Source organism: Nocardia sp. bgisy118, assembly GCF_057708605.1.
The window spans coordinates 265,351-288,049 of sequence record NZ_JBYISM010000002.1 but is presented as its reverse complement, the minus strand read 5'-3'; the positions used below and the strand labels follow the sequence as shown (position 1 = coordinate 288,049).

21 protein-coding genes are annotated in these 22,699 nt (G+C 70.4%); 10 read left to right on the top strand and 11 right to left on the bottom strand.

The features are described from left to right. Positions 1–77: 77 nt before the first annotated feature. Both AC3EO7_RS03640 and AC3EO7_RS03635 read right to left on the bottom strand, forming a co-directional pair. Positions 78–593 carry a dihydrofolate reductase gene (locus AC3EO7_RS03640; RefSeq protein WP_431965099.1) on the bottom strand — a complete coding sequence of 172 codons (516 nt, stop codon included), beginning with the start codon at positions 591–593 and terminating at the stop codon, positions 78–80. Continuing rightward, on the bottom strand, positions 590–1,390 hold the full coding sequence (locus AC3EO7_RS03635; protein ID WP_431965097.1) for a thymidylate synthase: 801 nt from the start codon (positions 1,388–1,390) through the stop codon (positions 590–592). The genes AC3EO7_RS03640 and AC3EO7_RS03635 overlap by 4 nt, the downstream gene beginning before the upstream one ends. A gap of 106 nt (positions 1,391–1,496) precedes the next feature. On the opposite strand from AC3EO7_RS03635, the gene cobF reads away from it, so the two are divergent. Then, the gene (gene cobF, locus AC3EO7_RS03630) at positions 1,497–2,237 is read left to right on the top strand and encodes a precorrin-6A synthase (deacetylating) (RefSeq protein WP_431965095.1); all 741 of its coding nucleotides are present in this window, start codon (positions 1,497–1,499) and stop codon (positions 2,235–2,237) included. 48 nt (positions 2,238–2,285) lie between these two features. Further along, positions 2,286–3,155, top strand: coding sequence for an Fpg/Nei family DNA glycosylase (locus tag AC3EO7_RS03625; RefSeq protein WP_435590437.1), 870 nt, complete (start codon positions 2,286–2,288; stop codon positions 3,153–3,155). Between the two features lie 9 nt (positions 3,156–3,164). Here the strand turns inward: AC3EO7_RS03625 and AC3EO7_RS03620 are convergent, their stop codons facing one another. The 4 genes from AC3EO7_RS03620 to pdxR form a co-directional block, all read right to left on the bottom strand. Beyond that, complete coding sequence (locus AC3EO7_RS03620) at positions 3,165–4,676, bottom strand: carboxylesterase/lipase family protein (protein WP_435590436.1); 1,512 nt, start codon at positions 4,674–4,676, stop codon at positions 3,165–3,167. 13 nt (positions 4,677–4,689) lie between these two features. After that, the gene (locus AC3EO7_RS03615) at positions 4,690–6,126 is read right to left on the bottom strand and encodes a dihydrolipoyl dehydrogenase family protein (RefSeq protein ID WP_435590435.1); all 1,437 of its coding nucleotides are present in this window, start codon (positions 6,124–6,126) and stop codon (positions 4,690–4,692) included. Continuing rightward, complete coding sequence (locus AC3EO7_RS03610) at positions 6,123–6,368, bottom strand: DUF2630 family protein (protein WP_431965086.1); 246 nt, start codon at positions 6,366–6,368, stop codon at positions 6,123–6,125. Before AC3EO7_RS03610 ends, AC3EO7_RS03615 begins: the two co-directional genes overlap by 4 nt. Positions 6,369–6,437: 69 nt before the next feature. Further along, positions 6,438–7,874, bottom strand: coding sequence for a MocR-like pyridoxine biosynthesis transcription factor PdxR (gene pdxR, locus AC3EO7_RS03605; RefSeq protein WP_435590434.1), 1,437 nt, complete (start codon positions 7,872–7,874; stop codon positions 6,438–6,440). A gap of 79 nt (positions 7,875–7,953) precedes the next feature. On the opposite strand from pdxR, the gene AC3EO7_RS03600 reads away from it, so the two are divergent. Further along, positions 7,954–8,643, top strand: coding sequence for a pyridoxamine 5'-phosphate oxidase family protein (locus AC3EO7_RS03600; protein ID WP_435590433.1), 690 nt, complete (start codon positions 7,954–7,956; stop codon positions 8,641–8,643). Between the two features lie 29 nt (positions 8,644–8,672). Here the strand turns inward: AC3EO7_RS03600 and AC3EO7_RS03595 are convergent, their stop codons facing one another. Then, entirely contained in the window at positions 8,673–9,350 is a 678-nt protein-coding gene (locus tag AC3EO7_RS03595; RefSeq protein ID WP_431965080.1) for a DUF4386 family protein, read from the bottom strand. Between the two features lie 60 nt (positions 9,351–9,410). Here AC3EO7_RS03595 and AC3EO7_RS03590 point away from each other — a divergent pair, with 60 nt between their 5' ends. Next, a complete protein-coding gene (locus AC3EO7_RS03590) occupies positions 9,411–10,106 on the top strand; it encodes a TetR/AcrR family transcriptional regulator (RefSeq protein ID WP_431965078.1) in 696 nt (231 codons plus the stop codon). 18 nt (positions 10,107–10,124) lie between these two features. Here the strand turns inward: AC3EO7_RS03590 and AC3EO7_RS03585 are convergent, their stop codons facing one another. Further along, complete coding sequence (locus AC3EO7_RS03585; protein WP_435590432.1) at positions 10,125–11,426, bottom strand: hypothetical protein; 1,302 nt, start codon at positions 11,424–11,426, stop codon at positions 10,125–10,127. Positions 11,427–11,428: 2 nt separating this feature from the next. Then, entirely contained in the window at positions 11,429–12,190 is a 762-nt protein-coding gene (locus AC3EO7_RS03580; protein WP_431965074.1) for a crotonase/enoyl-CoA hydratase family protein, read from the bottom strand. Between the two features lie 125 nt (positions 12,191–12,315). On the opposite strand from AC3EO7_RS03580, the gene AC3EO7_RS03575 reads away from it, so the two are divergent. The 4 genes from AC3EO7_RS03575 (at position 12,316) to AC3EO7_RS03560 (ending at position 15,960) form a co-directional block, all read left to right on the top strand. Continuing rightward, positions 12,316–12,954, top strand: a complete 639-nt coding sequence (locus AC3EO7_RS03575) for a TetR/AcrR family transcriptional regulator (RefSeq protein WP_431965072.1) — start codon at positions 12,316–12,318, stop codon at positions 12,952–12,954. Continuing rightward, positions 12,941–14,563 carry an acyl-CoA dehydrogenase family protein gene (locus tag AC3EO7_RS03570; RefSeq protein ID WP_431965070.1) on the top strand — a complete coding sequence of 541 codons (1,623 nt, stop codon included), beginning with the start codon at positions 12,941–12,943 and terminating at the stop codon, positions 14,561–14,563. The genes AC3EO7_RS03575 and AC3EO7_RS03570 overlap by 14 nt, the downstream gene beginning before the upstream one ends. A gap of 24 nt (positions 14,564–14,587) precedes the next feature. Further along, on the top strand, positions 14,588–15,259 hold the full coding sequence (locus AC3EO7_RS03565) for a nucleoside/nucleotide kinase family protein (protein ID WP_435590431.1): 672 nt from the start codon (positions 14,588–14,590) through the stop codon (positions 15,257–15,259). Positions 15,260–15,336: 77 nt separating this feature from the next. Further along, on the top strand, positions 15,337–15,960 hold the full coding sequence (locus AC3EO7_RS03560; protein WP_435590430.1) for a potassium channel family protein: 624 nt from the start codon (positions 15,337–15,339) through the stop codon (positions 15,958–15,960). A gap of 10 nt (positions 15,961–15,970) precedes the next feature. Here the strand turns inward: AC3EO7_RS03560 and pgi are convergent, their stop codons facing one another. After that, a complete protein-coding gene (gene pgi / locus AC3EO7_RS03555; protein WP_431965064.1) occupies positions 15,971–17,608 on the bottom strand; it encodes a glucose-6-phosphate isomerase in 1,638 nt (545 codons plus the stop codon). Positions 17,609–17,728: 120 nt separating this feature from the next. Between pgi and AC3EO7_RS03550 the strand changes: the two genes are divergently transcribed. Then, positions 17,729–19,183 carry an NAD-dependent succinate-semialdehyde dehydrogenase gene (locus tag AC3EO7_RS03550; protein ID WP_435590429.1) on the top strand — a complete coding sequence of 485 codons (1,455 nt, stop codon included), beginning with the start codon at positions 17,729–17,731 and terminating at the stop codon, positions 19,181–19,183. A gap of 133 nt (positions 19,184–19,316) precedes the next feature. Here the strand turns inward: AC3EO7_RS03550 and AC3EO7_RS03545 are convergent, their stop codons facing one another. Further along, on the bottom strand, positions 19,317–19,610 hold the full coding sequence (locus AC3EO7_RS03545) for a chorismate mutase (RefSeq protein WP_357451981.1): 294 nt from the start codon (positions 19,608–19,610) through the stop codon (positions 19,317–19,319). Positions 19,611–19,994: 384 nt separating this feature from the next. Between AC3EO7_RS03545 and pcrA the strand changes: the two genes are divergently transcribed. Continuing rightward, a complete protein-coding gene (gene pcrA / locus AC3EO7_RS03540; protein WP_435590428.1) occupies positions 19,995–22,676 on the top strand; it encodes a DNA helicase PcrA in 2,682 nt (893 codons plus the stop codon). Positions 22,677–22,699 lie beyond the last annotated feature (23 nt).

Here is a 22,699-nt window from a genome sequence, read left to right as displayed (position 1 = left end):
GTATGCCCGAACGGGGCCGCCCGCGTGCCGGGTTTGCCGGGCCTGCCCCGTCAGCGGCGTGTTGCCCGCGAGCGCCCTCAGACGTCGGCGCGGCGCAGATACCGGCGGATGCGGAAGCGCAGCCCGGTGGCGGACGTGCGCCATTCCTCGGGTTCGTCGGCGTGCCACTCCGGACCGATGGTGGGGGCGTGCGCGTCGCCCTGGACGCTGATCTCCACCTCGGTCACCACCAGCTCGGTCGCGAAATCCATGGCGGCGCGGTAGATTTCGCCGCCGCCCGCGATCCACACCGGATCCGGTGCGCTCAGTTGCAGCGCCTCGGACAGCGAACCGGCGCGTTCGGCGCCCGCCGCCGACCAGTTCGCCTGCCTGGTGACCACGATGTTGCGGCGCCCGGCCAGCGGGCGGAACTTGGGCGGCAGCGAATCCCAGGTGCGCCTGCCCATGATCACCGGATGGCCCCAGGTCACGGTGCGGAAGTTGGCCATGTCCTCGGGAACGCGCCAGGGGATGGTGTTCTCGAAGCCGATCACGCCGTCGGGGGTCTGGGCCCAGATCAGGCCGATGGTGCGAGTGCGCACGGCCGCGATCATACCGCCACCGGCGCCTTGATCGCCGGATGGTGCTGGTAGCCAACCACTTCAACGTCCTCGTAGGTGTAGTCGAACAGGCTCGGCGCCCGGCGAAGGCGCAGCTCGGGGAACGGGTAGGGCGCGCGGCCGAGTTGCTCGGTGACCTGCTCGACGTGGTTGTCGTAGATGTGGCAGTCGCCGCCGGTCCAGATGAAGTCGCCGAGCCCCAGCCCGGCCTGCTGCGCCACCATGTGGGTGAGCAGCGCGTAGCTGGCGATGTTGAACGGCACGCCGAGGAACAGGTCCGCGCTGCGCTGGTACAGCTGGCAGGACAGTTTGCCGTCGGCCACGTAGAACTGGAAGAACGCGTGGCACGGGGCCAGCGCCATCTTGTTCAGCTCGGCGACGTTCCACGCGGAGACGATGATGCGCCGCGAATCGGGATCGGTGCGCAAGGTGTCGAGCACCTGGGTGATCTGGTCGATGTGCGCGCCGTCGGGGGTCGGCCAGGAACGCCACTGCACGCCGTAGACGGGGCCTAGTTCGCCCTGCTGGTCCGCCCACTCGTCCCAGATCGTGACGCCGTGCTCGCGCAGCCAGCCGACGTTGGACTCGCCGCGCAGGAACCACAGCAGTTCGTACACGATCGACTTGAGGTGCACCTTCTTGGTGGTGATCAGCGGGAAGCCCGCCGCGAGGTCGTAGCGCAGCTGGTGGCCGAACACGCTGCGGGTACCCGTGCCGGTGCGATCCGCCTTCGCCGTCCCGGCCTCGAGCACCAGCCGGAGCAAATCCTCGTACTGCGTATCCGTCGCCACGAGTCGCAAGCTTACTGTCCGTGCGTGCGCGGACCTGCGCCCGGATTGCCGGCGCGCGGGCGGTGTGATTGCCGCGCGGCGGCGGGATGCTGGCAAGCTCAGGCACATGCGCAAGCTCTTCGTGATCGGCATCGGTGCGGGCGACCCCGACCAGGTGACGGTGCAGGCGATCAAAGCCATGCGGCAGGTCGACACATTCTTCGTGATCGCCAAAGGCGTCGAGAAGCAGGAGCTGTTCGACGTGCGGACCACGATCCTGGCGGAGCACGTCGAGCGGCCCTACCGGGTCGTCGAGATCGCCGACCCGCCGCGCGACCGCGATCCCGCCGACTATCGCGGTGTCGTCGCGGACTGGCACGAGCGCAGGGCCACGCTGCTCGCGGAGGCTTTCGCGGCCGAGGAAGGCGTCGGCGGGATCCTGGTGTGGGGCGATCCTTCGCTCTACGACAGCACCCTGCGCATGGTGGAGCTGGTGCTCGACAGCGGGCGGACCACCTTCGATTACGAGGTGATCCCCGGGGTGACCAGCGCGCAGGCGCTGGCCGCGCGGCATCGCGTGGTGCTGCACCGGATCGGCGAGCCGGTGCACGTCACCACCGGCCGGCGGCTGCGCGAGGACGGGCTCGGCCCCGGCTCGACGCTGGTCATGCTGGACGGCGAGTGCTCCTTCACCGAGGTGCCGGGTGACGACGTGCACATCTGGTGGGGCGCCTATCTCGGCATGCCCGACGAGACGCTCGTCGAGGGTCCGCTGCGCGAGGTGCAGGACGAGATCCTGCGGCGGCGGGACCAACTGCGGGCCGCGAAGGGCTGGATCATGGACATCTATCTGTTGCGCCGCGACTGATCTTTTCGTCCGCCGCGACTGTCGGTGGCCCCGGGTAGCCTGGGACGCGTGCCCGAGCTACCGGAAGTGGAGGCGTTGGCGCAGTTCCTCCGGGAACACGCGGTCGGCGCGGTGGTGGGGCGTGTCGACGTCGCCGCGCTCAGCGCGGTCAAGACGTTCGATCCGCCGGTGACGGCGCTGTCCGGGCGGGACGTCACCGGCGCCGACCGCTGGGGCAAGTTCCTCGGCATGGACTGCTCGGGACTCTGGCTGATCACCCATCTGTCCCGCGGCGGCTGGCTGCGCTGGATCGACGAGCCGAGCCCCACACCGCCGAAACCGGGCGGCAAGAGCCCGCTCGCGCTGCGGGTGCATTTCTTCACGCCCGAGGGCGCCACACCCGCGTTCGACTTGACCGAGGCGGGCACCAAGAAGCGGCTCGCGGTGTACATCGTCGAGGACCCGAAGATGGTGCCCGGCATCGCACGGCTCGGACCGGACGCGCTCGACGTCACCGAGCCGCAGTTCGCCGAGATCCTGCACGGCGCCTCGCAGCGGATCAAGACGGCGATCGTCGACCAGTCGCTGCTGGCGGGCGTCGGCAACGCCTACTCCGACGAGATCCTGCACACGGCCAAGGTCTCGCCGTTCGCGAACACGAAGACGCTCCCCGCGGAGAAGATCGCGCAGCTGTACGAGGCGATGCGCACCGTGCTCACCGACGCGGTCCAGCGCTCGGTCGGCCAGGACGCGGCGCGGCTCAAGGGCGAGAAGCGTTCGGGCATGCGTGTTCACGCGCGCACCGGGCTGCCCTGCCCGGTCTGCGGCGACACCGTCCGCGAGGTCTCCTACGCCGAACGGTCCTTCCAGTACTGCCCGACCTGCCAGACCGGCGGCAAGGTGCTCGCCGACCGCCGGATGTCGCGACTGTTGAAGTGAGCCCGGCCGTCAGGTCAGGGTCGGCACGCGAATACCGTGCCAGGCCAGTCGTTTCGCGCGGTCCGGGTCGTGCTCGAGCCGGGTCGGGTCGTCGATGACGAGCGTGGTTCTGGCGTCCTCGGTGTAGGCGGGCCAGGACGGCAGCGGCGCGCCGGTGCGGGCGAAGGACAGCCAGTTGTCCTGGAACTGCTCGGTCACCGCGAGCAGGCCGCGGCGGCCGCCCGCCGCGGTGAAGGCACGCCCGATCGGGCTGTCGGCGGCGCCGAAGACCGGGATCAGCTCGCTGGCGTGGGTCGCGCCGACACCAGCGAGTCGCAATGCGCGCGGGGCGAAGTCGTAGCGGTAGGCATAGGTCGGCGCGTGACGGCTGTGCCCTTCCATCACCGTGACGGACGGACGCCAGAAGACGTAGTCACCCCCCATGCGCACCGCGGCCCGAGGCTGCGGGTAACCCGGATAGGCCGCCGTGACCCTGGCCTCGAACTCCCCACCGGCGCGGGCGAACATGGCGTGCAAGCGCCTCGGATTGGTGGGCAGTTTGTCGGCGAACCGCGCGAACAGCGCGCCCTCGTCGCGATTGGTGCCGATGACGAGCGGCACTCGGTGCGCCGCGCCCGCGGAGATCGCGTCGACCGGGGATCGCGGCAGGTAGTCGCCGTCCACCACCGGGCAGATGGGGAACAGGCCAGGACGCTCGCTCAGCACCACGTTGCTCGTGCGGTCGACGGCCCGGCGAATGTCGTTGGCGGGCGCCTCGATCAGCGCGCGGGCCGCGTCGGCGGGATCGGCGCCGAGGGTATCGAGGCAGCGTCGGGCGAAGGCCGCGGCGTCCTCGGCGCTCAATGCCCAATCGGCGGGCGGACTCTGAGCGATGCCGCGGTGGAACAGTCCGCTGGCGGCGGGGGTGGCGAGCAGGGCGAGCACGGCGTGTGCGCCCGCGGATTCGCCGAAGATCGTGACGTTGTCCGGGTCACCGCCGAACTCGGCGATATTGCGCCGCACCCATTCCAGCGCGGCGACCTGATCGCGCAGGCCGAGGTTGGCGTCGAAGGGTCGCTGCGGCGTGCCGAAGGCGCTGAAGTCGACGTAACCGAAGGCGCCGAGCCGATAGTTCAGCGACACCACCATCGCGTCGCCGCGCAGCGCGAGCCGCGCACCCGAATACAGCGCCAGCGCCGAGGTGCCGATCAGGTAGCCGCCGCCGTGGATGAACACCAGCACCGGTCGCGGGCCGGCGGACGGCGTGGCGGGCGCGGTGACATTCAGTGTCAGCGAGTCTTCGCTGGTCGGCTGATAGGCCCTCGGGCCGATGCGGGCGCCCGCCCTGTGTTGCATGGACGCGAAGCCGAACTCGGTGGCGGTGCGCACCCCGGTCCACGGCCGCACCGGCTGTGGAGCGCGAAATCGCAGGTCTCCCACCGGCGGCGCGGCGTACGGCAGTGAGCGCCAGCGCACAACACGGCGACCGCGGTGACCGCGGACAACGCCGTCCGCGGTCTCGATGTCGATCGTTGCCACCATTGATCGATGGTAGCTATGCGCGGCGGGCCTCCAACAGGCGTAACCAGATCTCGCTGACCGTCGGATAGGCGGGCACGGCGTGCCACAGGGTGTCGAGCGGGACCTTTCCGACCACCGCGATGGTGGCGGCGTGCAGCAGCTCGCCGATCTCCGGTGCAACGAAGGTCGCGCCGAGCAAGGTGTCGGCGGCGGTGTCGATGACGATCTTGGCTCGGCCGGAATAGTTCTCGCGGGCGAGCGACGAACCGGCGACCGCGATATCGATCTCCACGGTGTCGACGTCGTAGCCCGCGCGGCGGGCCGCCGCCTCGGTGAGGCCGACCGAGGCCACCTCGGGGCTGGTGAAGACCACCTGCGGGACCTGCTCGTGGTCGGCGGTCGCGGCATAGCGCGCTCCGGTGAGCGGGCGGCCCTCGGCGCGCGCGGCGATCACGTCGCCGCAGATCCTGGCCTGGTATTTGCCCATATGCGTCAGTGCGGGACCGTGATTCACGTCGCCCACCGCGTACAGCCAGTCGCCGGGGACTTCGCGCGCGGACAGGTGATCGTCGACCTCCACGTAGTCGTCCGCCAATCCGACGGCGGCGAGCCCGAGTTCGGCGGTCGCGGGTCCGCGCCCGGCCGCGACGACGATCTCGTCGGCCTCGATCGATTCGGTGTGCCCGCCGCGCGTTCGCACGGTGACGGCGCCGCCGTGGATCCGGCCCTCGCCGGTGTCCTTCGGCTCCGCGCGCGTGACGCTCTCCGGTTCGGTCTCGAACAGCACCCGCACGCCCGAATCGGCGAGCGCCCTCGCGACCCGCTCTCGCGCGAACGGCTCGGCGTTGCCGAGCAGCGCCTTGCCGCGCACCAGCATGGTCACCTCGGCGCCGAGCGTGGCGAGCCAGGTCGCCGATTCGCAGGCCACCACGCCGCCGCCGACGACGACCGCGCGCTGCGGGACCTCGTGCAGGTTGGTCGCGTCGCGGGAGGTCCACGGGAGAGCGTCGCGCAGGCCGGGTACGTCGGGGACACGAGCCCGAGTTCCGGTCGCGAGCACCACCGCGTGCCTGGCCCGCAGCGTACGGCCGTCGACCTCGACCAGACGTTCTCCGGCGAGTCGCCCTGAACCGCGGATCACTTCGATGCCGCTCTGCTCGGCCCACTCGGCCTGGCCGCTGTCGTCGTGGTCGTGCACGATCCGGTCGCGGCGGGCCAGCACGGCCTCGACGTCCAAGCCCTTCGCGTCGATGCCGGGGAGGGCGCGGGCGGCGGCGAGCAGATGTCCGGGGCGCAGCAGCGCTTTGCTCGGCATACAGGCCCAGTACGAGCATTCGCCGCCGAGCAATTCGCGCTCGATGATCGCGGCGGTGCGGTCGCTGCCCGCGATGGCGTAGGCGGCGGCGTTCTCCCCTGCGGGTCCGCCGCCGATCACGATGACGTCGTACTCGGCGGCCGGATCGGAGCTCACTGCAGGTAGCCCTCGACCTGGCGCGGCGGGCTGACCTGCGCGTCGTCGGGGGAGGCGCCCGCGTAGATCCTGGCCCTGCGCTGCCGAAGCAGATCCCAGCACTGGTCGAGCATCACTTCCAGCTCGGCCAGCCGCTGCCGTTCGGTCACCGGGTCCACCTCGCCGGAGGTCGCCTTCGAGCGCAGCCTGTGCTCGTCGTCGACCAGTTGCTTGATGCGTTCCAGGATGTCCTGTTCGGTCATGAGTCACCACTTCGATACTCGGAGGTATACGGCAGGGCGTGCAGCGACCGGGTGCGGTCACCGACCATGCTACGACCGGGTCGGCGAAGTCGAGGGTCGTGACGGTTGCCCGGCGGCCACTTCCGCGAGGCACTCGGCGGCGATCGGGACGGCCGCGTGCAGGTCGCGCGAGCTCGGTGCCGCGTAACCGAGCGCGATGCCGAAGCTGCTCGGCGGCGGCGATCCCGTGTCGTGCTGGGAGAAGAGGTGATGCCGGGCCAGCCCGTCCAGGACGACGCCGCGCGCGGCGGCCGCGTCGACCGCGCGCTGTTCGGCCTCCGCCGTCGGCAGCGGCACCACGACGTGCGAGCCCGCGTCGTCGCCGACCACAGTCAACCCGCGGCGGCGCAACTCCGTGACGACCAGTTCCCGGCGGGGCGGGAGCGCGCGCCGCAGCCTGCGCAGGTGCCTGGCCAGGTCGCCGTGCGCGGCGAGTTCGGCGAGGACGCGCTGGCCCGCCGGGCTCGGCGAGGTGCCGGTGCGATCGCGATGCGCGAGCACCGCCGCGGCGATCCACGGCGCCGCGACCAGCCACCCGACGCCGAGCACCGGCGAGAGGATCTTGCTTGTCGTGCCGAGGTGCACGATCACATCGGGCGCCATCGCGGCGAGCAGCGGCAGCGGGGCGGTGTCGTAGCGCAATTCGCCGTCGTAGTCGTCTTCGATCACGAATATGCCTCTGCGCCGGGCGAATTCGACGAGCTGCACGCGACGAGCTGCGGGCATTCGCGCGCCGAGCGGAAACTGATGCGCCGGTGTGCAATACACCGCCTCGACGTCTGGAGGCAGGTCGTCGACGCGCAGCCCCTCGGCATCGACGGGCACCGGAAGTACTCGGATGCCCGCAGCCAGAAAGGCTCCCGCCGCCCTCTGGTAGCCGGGATCCTCTATGGCGACGGTATCGCCGGGCCGCAGCAGGGCGGCGGCGAGTTCGCCCACCGCGGAACTGGTTCCGGCCGTGACGAGCACGACGGTGTCGCTGCCCGCGCTCAGACCCCGGTGGCGTAGCAGGTGTTCGGCGACGGCCACGCGATATTCCGGTTCGCCCGCGCGGTCCTTGCGGATGACCGGTGGTTGGTCGGAGGCGGCCCGCCAGGCGCGACGCCACGCCGGTCGGTCCATGGCCTCGATGCAGGGCGCGCCGGGGACGAGGTCGTAGCCGAGGCCTGCGAGATCCGGGTCGACGGCGACGTGGTGTAGCACGGGGGCGGCGGCGGGCGCGGTGGTGAGGTAGGTGCCCGATCCCCGTTTGCCCTCGAGCCAGCCTTCGGCGTGCAGCTGGTCGTAGGCCGCGGCGATCACGGTCCGGCTGACGCCGAGTCGCCGCGCCAGCGCCCGCGAGGACGGCAGCCGGTCCGCGGTGCGCAGCAGGCCCGAGGTGGCCGCGGCGCGCAGGCCGTCGGCCACCTGCACCGACAGCGGTTCGGGCGCGCCTCGATCGAGCGCGAGAGGTAGGTCGTCGAGCACCGGGCACCTCGGATTGGACTGCGAGAATCGGAATGAATTGGCTATTTCAGAATGCCACTTCGTGCCGGACGCTGGTCTCATGACGCACTCGACCAGCGCCCGCCCGCCCTTGTCCCCGACCCCGCGCAGCACGCTGACGCGGTCGAAAGAACGCGGCCGCAGCGACCGCGCCGAACTGGACGCCGTGCTCGACGCCGGTCTGATCTGTCACGTCGGCGTCGTCCTCGGCGGCAGCCCCGTGGTGCTGCCGACCGCGTACGGTCGCGACGGCGACACCCTCTACCTGCACGGATCGACCGGTTCGGGCAGCATGCGCGCGGCTCTGGCCGGTGACATCTCCGTCGCGGTCACGCACGTCGACGGCGTCGTCTACGCCCGCTCCGCCATGCACTTCTCGATGAACTACCGCTCCGCGGTCGTGCACGGCCGGGCAGCCGAATTGACCGATCCCGACGCGCGCGCGCTGGCCCTGCGGGTGATCGTCGAGCACGCCGCCCCCGGTGCGTGGCACCGCGTGCGCCCGCCGAACAAGAAGGAACTCGCCGCCACCATGGTGCTGGCGCTCGACCTGACCGAGGCGTCGGTCAAGGTCCGCGCGGGCGGGCCGCTGGACGATCCGACCGATGCCGACAGCCCGACCTGGGCGGGCGTGCTGCCGCTGCGTCAGGTGTGGGACGCGCCGATCGATTCGCCGGACCTGGCGGACGGGATCGGGGTTCCCGCCGATGTGCTGGAGCGGAGTGCGTTGGGGGTTTCATTGGCGCGGTGAGGAATTCGAGCTGTGCGGGGGGCCTGGATTCAGGCGGGGGCTTCGGCGGGTTGCGGGCGGGCGGTGAGCAGCGCCGCGAAGAGGAGTAGCCACGCGCTCCACAGGATGTAGCCGAGGAAGTTGGCGGTGTCCACGTAGGGCAGGTCGAGCGGGATGAGGACGCCCAGCGCGATCGAGGCGGCGCAGGCGTAGCCGAGCGTCGTGAACCAGAGCGGGAAGGTCTGCCGTAAAGCGAGGCAGACCAGGGTGATCCACGCGGCGGTCAGCAGATAGCCGAGGGTTTCGCCGAGCGCGGTGCCCAGGATCGAGCCGAGCAGTTCGAAGGTGCGCACCGCGGAGGAGCCGGGCCCTTCCGCGGCGGCGCGGTCGGCCAATACCGGGACGAGCAGGGGCCAGCGCAAGAGCCCGATCGCCTGGACTGCGGCGGCCGCGACCCCGAGGTGGACGGCGCGGCGCATGATCGGCGAGTTGTCGAGTCGGCCGATTCGGATCGCGAGCGGGGCGAGCGCGAGTGCCGCCGCGGCGAGGACGGCGAACCAGGTGATCACCGCGAATCGGTTCGCCCGGAACAGTTCGAGCACGTCGGGGGCGGGCTGTTGCAACACATCGGGGTAGTCGAAGACGGCGCCCAGTCCGAGGAAAGCGACATTCAGGGCGACGGGGGCGGCGACGAGCAGGGCAATGGTCGGCCAAGGCCTGGTGGACACGGTTTCACTCCATTCTGGCTGTACGGAGTACAGCTAGCTGTACGCGGTACAGTCAAGCGCGTGTCCGCAGCGAAGTCAATGCCCCAGGGGGAACGCAGAATCCGTCCCGAGCGCCGCTCCTTCACCGAGGCGCAGGTGGTGGACACCGCATTGCTGCTGCTCGACGAGGGAGGCGCGGCGGCGGTCTCGATCCGGGCGGTCGCGGGGCGGCTCGGGGTGAACCCGAACGCCGTCTACACCTACGTCGCCAGCCGCGCCGACCTCGAGCGCGCGGTGATCGAGCGGGTGCTCGGCTCGGTGCCGTTGACGGTGCTCGCCGATGCCGACGTCGAATGGCGTTCGGCCATTGTCGAATTCGCCGTCGAGCTGCGCCGTCGCGTGCTGGAACACCCGGCGGTCGCGGCGCTGATGATGACCGCGCCCATGGACGGCCCCGCCGCCCGCGACGTAGGCGAAGCCCTGCTGGCCTGCCTCGCCAGGGGCGGCCTGTCCCCGGACCACCGAGCGCGCGCCGCCTACGCCGTCATGGTCCAGGTGATCGGTGCGATCGCGATGGAGGTCGCCGAGACCGACGGCCGCCCGCCGCTGCCGCCCGAATCCGAGCGCATCGCGCAACGCCGCGCCGCCCTGGCGGAGATTCCCGCCGAGCGCTGGCCGCACACCCACGAGAGTCGCGACCTCATGGCGCAATGGATAGGTTCCGAGCAGTTCGCCTGGAGTCTGCGTGCGTTGTTGGACGGGCTGCCCGTGGGGTGATGCGCGGCCTCGGGCAGATCACCACGGGTGGCCGTCGAGCCCGAGGCGGGAGGCGGCATGGACGGCGAGTTCGGCCAGGGCCGAGCCGGATTCGATGCCGGGGTCGAGTCCGATCAGGGACAGGATGTAGCCGTCACCGCTGCGGCACAGGTAGCCGGACAAGCGGGTGCGCGGAAGACGGGCGGCGGTGAGGCCGGGGTGGATGGCGCGGGCGGCAACGCCGACGCAGGGGTGGCCGCCGATGGTGCGCAGCGAGTCGGGGAGAGTTCCGATGTTGGAGCACAAGATGTCTCGCTCGCCCGCGCCCTTGGCGAGGGCGTGGGCCCAGCGGTCGGGGATCACCTGGAGCAGTTGCTCGGGCATGCCGCCGGGGCTGGACATCCGGTGCTCGTACGCGGCGCGGGCCTTCTTGCGCAGCGTCGCGGGGGTGTCGGCGCGATCGACGACGATCTCGGTCATCGCGAGGTCGTTGTCCACGCGCGGCTCGTCGCGGGTGTCGACGGGGAGGCTCGCCGCGATGGCAGGAAGGGGAAAGCCGATGTCCCACAACAGTGTCGCGACCAGGTGGATGAACAGACTGTTCGCGGTGCCGCCCTGTTCTCCGGCCACCCGGTCCCATTCGTCGGCGCGGAACTGTACGACCGCACCGTGCACGCGCAGTTCGTCCGCGCCCGCGCGCACGGGTTCCTCGGGTGCGGGCCGTTCCGGAATGCCATGGCGCAGAGCACGGATCGTGCCACCCACCACGGTCGACCATTGACGAAACGCGTCCGCCCACTCGGACTCCCGAGCGCAGCGCGACCGTGCGTCACCCGCTTCGATTTCGGCCTCGGGACGCCCCGCATCGGCCGACACGGCATGAGCGGCAGCCGCTCCGTCGACCACCTCGCGCAGCGCGGCATCCACCGCGTGCACCAGTCCGCGCGCATCGGCCAGCGCATGCGAACAGGTCAGCGCCACAACCGATCCGCCGTCGGCGAGCCAGCGGGCGGCGAGCCGCCACGCCGGGCCGAATTCCGGGTCGAGGCCCGCGCCCAGGGTGTCCGCCCACGGCAGTAATTCGTCGAGGGGGAGCGTGCTTTCCATGAAGTCGAGAGGGTGAGCCCGGACGTTCGGCTGCCAGGCGCGACGCGCGCCGGGCACGCGGGAACGGATCACCCTGCGGCCCAAGGGGCCTGGCCGCAGCGCGCCGTGGATGCGATGCAGCAGTGCGGGTTCGACACGGTCGACGGTGCGCCACAGCCCTTGGAGGGCGATGGGTGTGCCGAGCCCGCGGTGGGTGCGCAGGAAGATCTCGTCGACGACGCCGAGGCGGTCCATCCTCAGCCGGACGCTCCGTGCCGCCCCGCGCCCGCGGCGAACCGTTGGGCGCCCGCGAGCGCGCCGTCGGCCAGGGCGGTGAGTCCGTGCCGGAATTCGTTGCGCAGGGCCGTGGCCTCGTCCATGCCGTCCTGCTCGAGCATCGACATCCGGTCCGAGCGCAGACAGGTCTGCGGCAGCCTGGCGAGTTCGGCCGCCAGGTCCTCGGCGGCGGCGCGCGCCTGTCCGGTGGGCACGACCCGGTTCACCAACCCGATCTGCAACGCCTCGGGCGCGCTGACAGCTCGGCCGGTCAGCGACAGATCCATGGCGCGGCCCATGCCGATGATCCGCGGCAGCCGTATCGTGCCGCCGTCGATCAGCGGCACGCCCCAGCGCCGGCAGAAGACGCCGAAGGTGCTGTCCTGCTCGGCGACTCGCAGATCGCACCAGAGCGCCAGCTCGAGTCCGCCCGCCACCGCGTAACCGGAGATCGCGGCGATCACCGGCTTGGACAGCGTCATCCTGGTCGGGCCCATCGGGCCGTCGCCGTCCTCCTCGGCGCGGTTGGACCGCTCCGTCCCGAGCGCCTTCAGGTCGGCGCCCGCGCAGAAGGTCCCGCCCTCGCCCCAGAGCACCGCGACCGCCGCCGTAGGGTCGGCGTCGAACTCGCGGAAGGCGTCGGCAAGCGCCTGTGCGGTCGGCCCGTCGACCGCGTTGCGCGCCTGCGGCCGGTGCAGGATCACCGTCGTCACGGGCCCGTTCTTCTCGACGCGAACGCTCACTGTCGCCCCTCCGTATCGCCGTCCCTCCCCGCGCGGAGAGGGGTGCTGCCTAGCTGGCTCACGCTCTCGACCATACGACGGCCCGGCCCTTGTGTGAAGAAGTGAATTCGTGATTCACTTCTTCCGTGGCGTACCGCAGGACCCCTGCCGTCCAGGCCCGCCTGGACGCCCAGGAGCAGCTGATCGTGCAGGCCGCGACCAAGGTCCTCTCCGAGGCCGGGTTCGCCGGCCTGTCGATGGCCGCGGTCGCGAACCGTGCCGGAGTGGCCACCGGAACCGTGTACAAGCACTTCGACGGCAAGGCGAATCTGGTGACCGCGGTTTTCCGCACCGTCGTCGCCAGGGAGGTCGCCGCCGTCACCGCGGCGGCCGAGAAGGGGACCGCGGTGGAACGGGTGACCGCGGCCGTGGAGACCTTCGCCGGACGCGCCATGAAGAACCCCAAGCTCGCCTACGTGCTGCTCGTCGAGCCGGTGGACACCGTGGTCGACGCCGAGCGCTTGCACTTCCGCCGCGCCTTCGCCGAGGCGTTCGAATCCGCGGTGGCCGACGGCGTCGCGCACGGCGAACTGCCCGCGCAGGACCCGCGCACCAGCGCCGCCGCACTGGTCGGCGCCATCGGTGAAGTGCTGGTCGGCCCGCTCGCCGCCGCGCCGCACGCCGAATCCGTCGTCCCCCAACTCGTCGCCTTCGCGATCCGCGCGCTCGGCGTGCGGCCGGGGGCGAGCGCCGAGAAAACAGGAGTGTCCGATGCAGACTCATGAGGTCTTCAACCAGGTCCCGAACATCGTGCCCTTCGACGCCGGGCGTAACCCGGCGCTGCTGGAGGGCCTGCACCGCGAGGGCGCGGGCTGGGCCGAGGACGAGGTCCACGAACTCGGCAGGCTCGCGGGCGGTTTCGCGGCGCAGGAGTGGGGCAGGCTGGCCAACGAGTACCCGCCGGTGCTGCGCACCCACGACCGCTACGGCAACCGCGTCGACGAGGTCGAGTTCCACCCGCACTGGCACGATCTGATGCGGGTGGCGGTCGAGCACGGTCTGCACGGCTCGGCGTGGACCGACGACCGGCCCGGCGCGCACACCGCCCGCGCCGCCAAGTTCTACACCTGGGGCGTGGCCGAGGCGGGCCACATGTGTCCCATCTCCATGACCTACGCGGTCGTGCCCGCGCTGCGCCACAACCCCGAGCTGGCCGCCCGATACGAGCCGCTGCTCGCCTCGCGCACCTACGATTTCGGGCTCCGCGAACCGTCCACCAAGGCCGGGCTGATCGCGGGCATGTCGATGACGGAGAAGCAGGGCGGCTCCGACGTGCGGGCCAACACCACCACCGCGACCCCGCAGCCGGACGGCAGCTACCGTGTCGTCGGGCACAAGTGGTTCACCTCCGCGCCGATGTCGGACATGTTCCTGACGCTGGCCCAGGCGCCGGGAGGCCTGTCCTGCTTCCTGTTGCCGCGGGTGCTGCCGGACGGCGCCCGCAATCCCATTCGCATCCAACGGCTCAAGGACAAGCTGGGCAACAAGTCCAACGCCTCCTCGGAGATCGAGTACGAGAACGCCACCGGCTGGCTGGTCGGGGCGGAAGGCGCTGGCGTCAAGACCATCATCGAGATGGTGAACATGACCCGGCTGGACTGCGTGATCGGCTCTGCCACCAACATGCGGGCGAGCACCGTCTACGCCGTGCACCACGCCAGGCATCGAGCGGCGTTCGGCGCCGAGCTGATCGACCAGCCCGCCATGCGCAACGTGCTCGCCGACCTGGTGATCGAATCCGACGCGGCGACCACCGTGATGATGCGGCTCGCGGGCGCCACGGACCGGGCGAGCGGTGATCCCGCCGAGGCCGCGCTGCGCCGGATCGCGCTCGCGGTCACCAAGTACTGGGTGTGCAAGCGGGCTCCGTCGCACGCCGCCGAGGCGCTGGAGTGCTTGGGCGGCAACGGATACGCCGAGGAGTCGGGAATGCCGCGGCTCTACCGCGAGGCGCCGCTGATGTCGATCTGGGAGGGTTCGGGCAATGTGGCCGCGCTGGACGCGCTGCGCGCCATGGGCCGTCAGCCGGAGACCGTCGAGGCTTTCTTCAACGAGGTGACGCTGGCCAAGGGCGCGAACCCGCGCCTGGACGACGCCATCGCCAAGGTCGGCAAGGAACTGGCCGATCTCAGCGACATCGAGTACCGCGCCCGGCGCGTCGTGGAGCTGATGGCGCTGGTCCTCCAGGGCGCGCAGCTGGTTCGGCACGGTCACCCCGCGGTGGCCGACGCCTTCTGCGACACCCGGCTCGGCGACGACTGGGGCATCGCCTTCGGGACTTTGCCGACCGGCGTCGACACCGGCGCCATCATCGAACGCGCCTTCGTCGCATGACCGGCGCTCGGTAGTGTCTCCGCGGTGAGCGAGGTCGAGATTCCGCTGCACCGGTTGGTGCGCAGGGTGCTGGGTCGCGCGGCCGAACGTCCGGAGCGGCGGTATCTGCTCGGCATCGCGGGACCACCCGGAGCGGGGAAATCCACGCTCTCGGTACTGCTTCGCGACGCGTTCCCGGCCGCGGCGGCCGAGATCGCGCCGATGGACGGTTATCACCTGTCCAACGAATGGCTCCGCGCGGCGCGTAGCCAGGCGCGCAAGGGCGAACCGGACACCTTCGACGTCGCGGGGTTCGTCGCGAACCTGCGCCGCCTGCGCGACACCCCGCGCGGCACGCCGGTGCCGTGGCCGACGTTCGATCGCGTCACGGACGAGCCGACACCGGCGGGCGTCGTCTTCACCGACCAGTCGATCGCCGTCGCCGAGGGCAACTACCTGCTGCTCGACGACTCCGCCGGGCACGGCTGGTCGGCCGTCCGCGCGGAACTCGACGAATGCTGGTATCTCGACGCCGACCGCGGCGTGCTGGCGGACCGGCTGCTCGACCGGCACCTGCGGGGCGGACGCAGCGCCGAGGCCGCCAGGACGAAGGTGCACGAGAGCGACCTGCGCAACGCGGACCTCGTCGGCGCGACGCGAGAGCGCGCCGACCTCGTGCTGCGCGAGCTCGACGGACGGTACTTCGTCGTCGGCTGATCGCGGCTCCACCGCGAATCTCGCATCACCCGGCGCGTGTGACGCCGCAACCACAGGCCCGCGCCGATCATTGACCCATGACGGAGTCGCAGCGGGTTTCGGGGAGCGTGCACGTACTGCGGAACGCCGCCGCGCTGCTGTGCGCGCTCCTGTTCTACTACGGTGTCCCGATCGACTGGGACATGGACGTCGACATGCCGGGCAGAATCCTCGGCTTCGCGGCGTTCCTCGCGGGCGTCGGCGGGCTCATCTGGCTGACGGTGCGTCGCATCGAACGCTACCTGCGCGCGCCGAACATGACGGGCGGCCGAGTGGACGGCATTCTGCTGCTGCTCTGCGTGGTGGCGATGTTCTTCGCGCTGTTCTACTACCGGCTCGGGGTGCACTACCCCGGGCAGTTCGAGGGATTGTCGACCCGCACGGACGCGCTGTACTACACCGTCGTCACGCTGGGCACTGTAGGCTACGGCGACGTCCATGCCGTCGGACAGGCCGCGCGCATCGCCACCATGGTGCAGATCGTCTTCGACTTGGTCGTCATCGGCAGCTTGCTGGCCATCGTCTCCACCGGTATCTCTCGGCGGCTGGAGGCGGCCGCGATGCGCACTCCGGATGCCACGGCCTCGGATGGCACGGAGGCCGAACCCGGTGGCCGCCCGGCCTCCGGTAAGGGCGAAGATCCCCTGCCGGACGGGCGCTGAACGTCTCCGGTCAGCGGTTGGCGCGATACCAGCGGATGAGCGCGTCGGTGGACGAATCGTCCTGCGGTGCGGGGTCTTCAGCGGCGGTGAGCAGCGGAGCGAGCGCCAGCGCCTGTTGTTTGCCGAGCTCGACGCCCCACTGGTCGAAGCTGTCGATGCCCCAGATGCTGCCCTCCACGAAAACCTGGTGCTCGTAGAGCGCGATGAGCTGGCCGACCACCGAGGGCGTCAGCTGCGGCGCGAGGATGGTCGTGCTCGGGCGGTTGCCCGGCATCACCTTGTGCGGCACCACCTTCGGGTCGGCGCCCTCGGCCGCGATCTCCTCGGCCGTCTTGCCGAAGGCGAGCACCTTGGTCTGGGCGAACAGGTTGCTCATCAGGATGTCGTGCATGCTGCCGGTGCCGTCGCGGGTCGCCAGATCACTGGTGGGACGGGCGAATCCGATGAAGTCGGCGGGAATCAGCCGGGTGCCCTGGTGCAGCAGTTGATAGAAGGCGTGCTGGCCGTTGGTGCCCGGCTCGCCCCAGAAGATCTCGCCCGTGGAGGTGGTGACCGGGGTACCGTCGGCGTGCACCGACTTCCCGTTCGACTCCATCGTGAGCTGCTGCAAATAGGCGGGGAAACGCGCCAGGTCGTTCGAATACGGCAGCACCGCGCGCGATTCCGCGCCGAAGAAATTCGAGTACCACACGCCGAGCAGGCCGAGCAGCACCGGCGCGTTCGCCTCCAGCGGCGCGGACGCGAAATGCACGTCCACGGCGTGCATTCCGGCCAGGAATTCCGCGAAGCGCTCCTTGCCGATGGTGGCCATCACCGAAAGCCCGATGGCCGAGTCCACCGAATAGCGGCCGCCGACCCAGTCCCAGAAGCCGAACATGTTCGCGGTGTCGATGCCGAATTCGGCGACCCGCTCGGCGTTGGTGGAGACCGCGACGAAATGTTTGGCGACCGCGTCCTCGCCGAGCGCGGCCACCAGCCAGCGGCGCGCGGCGGTGGCGTTGGTCAGGGTCTCGAGCGTCGAGAACGTCTTGGACGCAACGATGAACAGCGTGGTCGCCGGATCGAGGCCGGTGAGCTCGGCGACCAGATCGGCGGGGTCGACGTTCGAGACGAAGCGGGCGCCGATGCCCGCGTCGGCGTAGTGGCGCAGCGCCTGGTGCACCATCACCGGGCCCAGGTCCGAGCCGCCGATGCCGATGTTCACCACGGTGGCGATCCGCTCGCCGGTGGCGCCGCGCCACCGGCCCGAGCGCAGCTCGTCGGTGAACTCACCCATTCGGCGCAGCACTTCGTGCACCTCGGCGCCCGCGTCGGCGCCGTCGATGATCATCGACTCGCCCGCGGGCAGGCGCAGGGCCACGTGGCCGACCGCGCGGTCCTCGGAGGTGTTGATGTGCGCGCCGGCGAACATGGCGTCGCGCCGCTCGGCCACCCCCGCCTCGAACGCCAATTCGACGAGTAGCTGCACGGTTTCCCGGGTGACCCGGTGCTTGCTGTAATCGATGTGCAGGTCGCCCACCTGGACGGTCAGCTCACGACCGCGGTCGGGGTCGTCCGCGAAGATCTCTCGTAGGTGTCGCTCGGCCACGGCGCTGTAGTGATCGTGCAGTTTCCGCCATGCCGCCGATGCGGTGATGTCGCTGCTCACGTCCGCCGAGCGTACTCACCGTGCGGCACCGACGCACGGCTGAGGCGGGCAATCTCGGGTCGCGTCGATTTCCGGTTCGAGTCCGGCATGGCGGGCCGGGCCGCGGCCTAGGCTGGCGACATGGTGTCCGAACGCGAACTACTCCAATCCGTACCGACGCAGCTGTGGATCGGTGGGCCCGTCGACGCCGAGGGCGGCGCCACCTTTCCGGTGCACAATCCCGCGACCGGGGAGGTGCTGATCGAGGTCGCCGACGCGAGCCCGCAGGATGCGGTGCGCGCGCTCGACGCCGCGGCCGCCGTGCAGGCCGAATGGGCCGCGACCTCGGCCAGAGAGCGGGGCGAGATCCTGCGCGCGGTGTTCGAGCAGATCACCGCGCGAGCCGAGGAATTCGCGCTGCTGATGACTCTGGAAATGGGCAAGGCATTGCCGGAGAGCCGCAACGAGGTGCGCTACGGCGCCGAGTTCTTCCGCTGGTTCAGCGAGGAGGCGGTGCGCGTGCACGGGCGCTACCTGCACGCGCCCTCCGGCACCGGCCGGATCATGGTGCACAAGCAGCCGGTGGGTCCGTGCCTTGCCATCACGCCGTGGAACTTCCCACTGGCCATGGGCACCCGCAAGATCGGTCCCGCGCTGGCCGCCGGCTGCACCATGATCGTCAAGCCCGCCTCGGAGACGCCTCTGACGATGCTGCTGCTCGCCCAGCTGTGTCGCGAGGCCGGACTGCCCGACGGGGTGCTCTCGGTCATCACGACCAGCCGTTCCAGCGCGGTGACCGGGCCGCTGCTGGAAGACCCGCGACTGCGCAAACTCACCTTCACCGGGTCCACCGAGGTCGGCAAGAAACTCGTGCAGCAGTCCGCGCACGGTCTGCTGCGCACCTCGATGGAACTCGGCGGCAACGCGCCGTTCGTGGTGTTCGACGACGCCGATATCGACGCGGCGGTGCAGGGCGCGATGCTGGCCAAACTGCGCAACGGCGGCGAGGCGTGCACCGCGGCCAACCGGTTCCACGTGCAGAACGGAGTGCTCGACGAGTTCACCGCCAAATTCGCCGAGGCGATGACGAACTCGGTCACCATGGGCCCCGGCACCGACCCCGAGACGACTCTCGGCCCGCTGATCAACGAGGACCAGCTCACCACCGTCAGCGAACTCGTCGACGACGCGGTCGCGGCGGGCGCGCGGGTTCGCCTCGGCGGCAAGGCGCCCGGCGGTCCCGGCTGGTTCTACCCGGCCACCATTCTCAGCGACGTGCCGCCGCAGGCCAGGATCCTGCGCGAGGAGGTGTTCGGCCCGGTCGCGCCGATCGTCGGTTTCGAGACCGAGGAGGAGGGCCTCGCCGCCGCCAACGACACCGAGTTCGGCTTGGTCGCCTACGTGTACACGCGGACGCTGGACCGCGCGCTGCGGGTGGCCGAGGGCTTGGAGTCGGGCATGGTGGGCGTCAACCGCGGCGTCATCTCCGATCCGGCCGCGCCGTTCGGCGGCGTGAAGGCCTCCGGGTTCGGCCGCGAAGGCGGCATCGAGGGCATCGAGGAGTATCTGTCGACGAAGTACATCGCGCTGACCTGACCGGCGCGCCGAGGTGACCTGAAAACGCAAGGACCGCCCCGGGGTTCGGACACCCGGGGCGGCCTGTGGAGGCGGTGGTCTTGCGATCACCGCAAGGCTCGCGTGCCGCTCGAGGCGGCAGGAGAACGAGGGGTCAGTGGCCGAGGCGGCCGCGTCCGAGACGCAGCAGCAGCATGGCGAGGGTATGGCCCTCCTGGCCGAGTTCGCTGAAGCGCTCCAGCACCTTCATTTCGCGGCTGTGCACCAGTCGCGGGCCACCGGAGGCCATCCGAGTCCGTCCGATCAACCGGGAGATCTCGCTGCGTCGCTTGATGGCGGCGAGGATCTCGGCATCGAGCTGGTCGATCTCCTTGCGGAGCTTGTCGATCTCCGCCTCGGTCTGCGGCAGCGCCGCGTCGGACCCGGTGGTCGTGGCAGGGGTGCTCATCATTCATCTCCTCGTGTCAGAACGTGGATCGGCGGGTGCGCGCGGCGCGTTACCTTCCCGTTCTTTCACCGTGAAACAGACCTGGTGGGCTTCTATAGTCCCCCCAGAAGCGTGTGGTCGGCTACAAGGCTCCGCGAGACCGATTTCCGGAGGATAACCGAATCGGACACATCGCGGTAACGCTGACCATGGGGCCAGTCTGCCACGCGGCCGAACCAATGCAAAACGTCTGATTTTGTGAATCTGCTGAGAACGAGTCGGGCAGTTTTGCGTGGTCTCGCGCCGGGAGGTGTTCACTGAATGTTAGCCGGTGGCCGTCGCGCGGCCGGGAGCGCACCCGGGGGCTTCGCTTGTGTCGGTGGCCGCCGGTAGCGTGGATGGGCAATGGACATCACGGTGGCTCCCCAGACGCAGGCCGGTCGGAATCGGCATCAGGACGTGAACCCAACTCCGCAGCTAGCGGCCGATGCGGCCGCGGCAGCGGAGCAGTCCGACGCGCCGCGATCTTCGGCGGAACGAGCCCCACGGTCGTCGGCCGAACAAGGCGCACGTTCTCTCGGCGAACAGGCTCCAGTGTCGCTGGCCGAGCAAGCGCAGCGTCGCGCCGACGAGCAAGCCGAGCGTCGGGCCGAGCGGGATCGCCAGCGCGCGGAGGAGACCGAGCGACTGCTCGACGGGCTCAATCCGCAGCAGCGGGCCGCGGTCGTGCACAGCGGTTCACCCCTGCTCATCGTCGCGGGCGCGGGCTCGGGAAAGACCGCCGTGCTGACCCGCCGCATCGCCTATCTGCTCGCCGCGCGCGGCGTCACGCCGGGCCAGATCCTGGCGATCACGTTCACCAACAAGGCTGCCGCCGAGATGCGGGAGCGGGTGATCGGGCTGGTCGGACCGCGCGCGAACAACATGTGGGTTTCCACTTTCCACTCCAGTTGTGTGCGGATCCTGCGTATGCAGGCGGCCCTGCTGCCCGGCTTGAATTCCAATTTCTCGATCTACGACGCCGATGATTCGCGGCGATTGCTGACGATGATCAGCCGCGACTTCGACATCGATACGAAGAAATACTCCGCGCGACTTCTGGCGACCGCGATCTCGAATCTGAAGAACGAGTTGATCGGGCCGGAGCGGGCCACCGCGGACGCCGAATCGGACGACACCGAACTGCCCGGCTTGGTGGCCCGGGTGTACACCGAATACCAGCGGCGGCTGCGCGCGGCCAACGCGCTGGACTTCGACGACCTGATCGGCGAGACGGTCGCGCTGCTGCAGAACCATCCGCAGGTCGCGGAGTACTACCGCCGTCGGTTCCGGCACGTACTCGTCGACGAGTACCAGGACACCAACCACGCGCAGTACGTGCTGGTGCGGGAACTCGTCGGCCATCACACCGCACAGGCGGAACAGGGCGACGAGGACGACGCGGGAGCGCCGCCCAGCGAACTGTGCGTCGTCGGCGACGCCGACCAGTCCATCTACGCGTTTCGCGGCGCGACCATTCGCAACATCGAGGAATTCGAGCGCGATTTCCCCGACGCGGAGACCATTCTGCTCGAGCAGAACTACCGTTCCACTCAGCACATCCTGTCGGCGGCGAACGCGGTCATCTCGCGCAACGAGGGCAGGCGCGAGAAGCGGCTGTGGACCGATTCCGGCGAGGGCGATCTGATCGTCGGTTATGTGGCCGACAACGAGCACGACGAGGCCTCGTTCGTGGCCCGCGAGATCGACCGGCTCGTCGATCAGGGCGAGGCCAACTACGGCGATGTCGCGGTGTTCTATCGCACCAACAACAACTCCCGTGCGCTGGAAGAGATCTTCATCCGGATGGGCCTGCCGTACAAGGTGGTCGGCGGCGTCCGGTTCTACGAGCGCAAAGAAGTGCGCGATATTGTCGCCTACCTGCGCGTGCTGGAGAACCCCGACGACGCGGTGAGCCTGCGCCGTATCCTCAACACCCCGCGCCGCGGCATCGGCGACCGCGCCGAGGCGTGCGTGGCCGTGCACGCCGAACAGCGCGAGATCGGTTTCGCCGCGGCGCTGCGCGATGCCGCCGACGGCAAGGTCGCGCTGCTGAACACCCGTGCGCAGCGGGCGATCTCCGGATTCCTCGAGCTGCTCGAGGAGATCAGGGCGGCGGGCGTGCAGGCCGACGCCGACTTCCCCGACGTGGGCAACGTGGTGGAGGCCGTGCTCGATCGCACCGGGTACCGCGCCGAACTGGAGGCGTCCGACGACCCGCAGGACGGCGCCCGGCTGGACAACCTGAACGAACTGGTCAGCGTGGCGCGCGAGTTCAGCTCCGAGGCGTACAACAACGCCGTCGCGGCGCGCGAGGAGGGCCTGGTGCCCGAGCTCGGCGACGGCGAACCGGACCCGGGCTCGCTCGCGGCGTTCCTGGAACGCGTCTCGCTGGTCGCCGATACCGACCAGATTCCGGACGAGGGCTCCGGCGTGGTCACCATGATGACGCTGCACACCGCCAAGGGCCTGGAGTTCCCGGTGGTCTTCGTGACCGGCTGGGAGGACGGCCAGTTCCCGCACATGCGCGCGCTCGGCGATCCCACCGAGCTGGCCGAGGAACGCCGCCTCGCGTACGTCGGCATCACCAGGGCCCGGCGTCGGCTCTACGTGACTCGCGCGGTGGTCCGTTCCGGCTGGGGGCAGCCGGTGTCCAACCCGGAGTCGCGCTTCCTCCAGGAGATCCCAGGCCATCTGATGGACTGGCGGCGACTGGAACCCGCGAGTTCCTCGGCGTCCAGAGGTATCCGGAGGCGCGGCGACGACGACGGGCTGGAACGGGACTGGACGCGCGGCGACGGCTGGTCCGAGCGTCCCGGCGTGCGCCCCGATCGGGGTCCGCGCCGCCCCGCTCCCGGCGGCGCCGCACGCAACAACACCAATCTCGTGCTGGCGGTGGGCGACCGAGTCAGCGACGACAAGTACGGCCTCGGCCGCGTGATCGCCGCCGAAGGCTTCGGCCCGCTGGCGACGGTGACGATCGACTTCGGCACCGCGGGCAAGATCCGTCTCATCCCGCAGTACAGCCGGACCTTGGTGAAGCTCTGACACCTGCGGGTCGGCCCATCGCC

Coding starts and splice junctions, on each gene's coding strand:
- AC3EO7_RS03640 (WP_431965099.1), bottom strand. CDS start 593: ATGATCGCGGCCGTGCGCACTCGCACCATCGGCCTGATCTGGGCCCAG.
- cobF (WP_431965095.1), top strand. CDS start 1,497: ATGCGCAAGCTCTTCGTGATCGGCATCGGTGCGGGCGACCCCGACCAG.
- AC3EO7_RS03620 (WP_435590436.1), bottom strand. CDS start 4,676: ATGGTGGCAACGATCGACATCGAGACCGCGGACGGCGTTGTCCGCGGT.
- AC3EO7_RS03610 (WP_431965086.1), bottom strand. CDS start 6,368: ATGACCGAACAGGACATCCTGGAACGCATCAAGCAACTGGTCGACGAC.
- AC3EO7_RS03600 (WP_435590433.1), top strand. CDS start 7,954: ATGACGCACTCGACCAGCGCCCGCCCGCCCTTGTCCCCGACCCCGCGC.
- AC3EO7_RS03585 (WP_435590432.1), bottom strand. CDS start 11,426: ATGGACCGCCTCGGCGTCGTCGACGAGATCTTCCTGCGCACCCACCGC.
- AC3EO7_RS03570 (WP_431965070.1), top strand. CDS start 12,941: ATGCAGACTCATGAGGTCTTCAACCAGGTCCCGAACATCGTGCCCTTC.
- AC3EO7_RS03560 (WP_435590430.1), top strand. CDS start 15,337: ATGACGGAGTCGCAGCGGGTTTCGGGGAGCGTGCACGTACTGCGGAAC.
- AC3EO7_RS03550 (WP_435590429.1), top strand. CDS start 17,729: ATGGTGTCCGAACGCGAACTACTCCAATCCGTACCGACGCAGCTGTGG.
- AC3EO7_RS03545 (WP_357451981.1), bottom strand. CDS start 19,610: ATGAGCACCCCTGCCACGACCACCGGGTCCGACGCGGCGCTGCCGCAG.
- pcrA (WP_435590428.1), top strand. CDS start 19,995: ATGGACATCACGGTGGCTCCCCAGACGCAGGCCGGTCGGAATCGGCAT.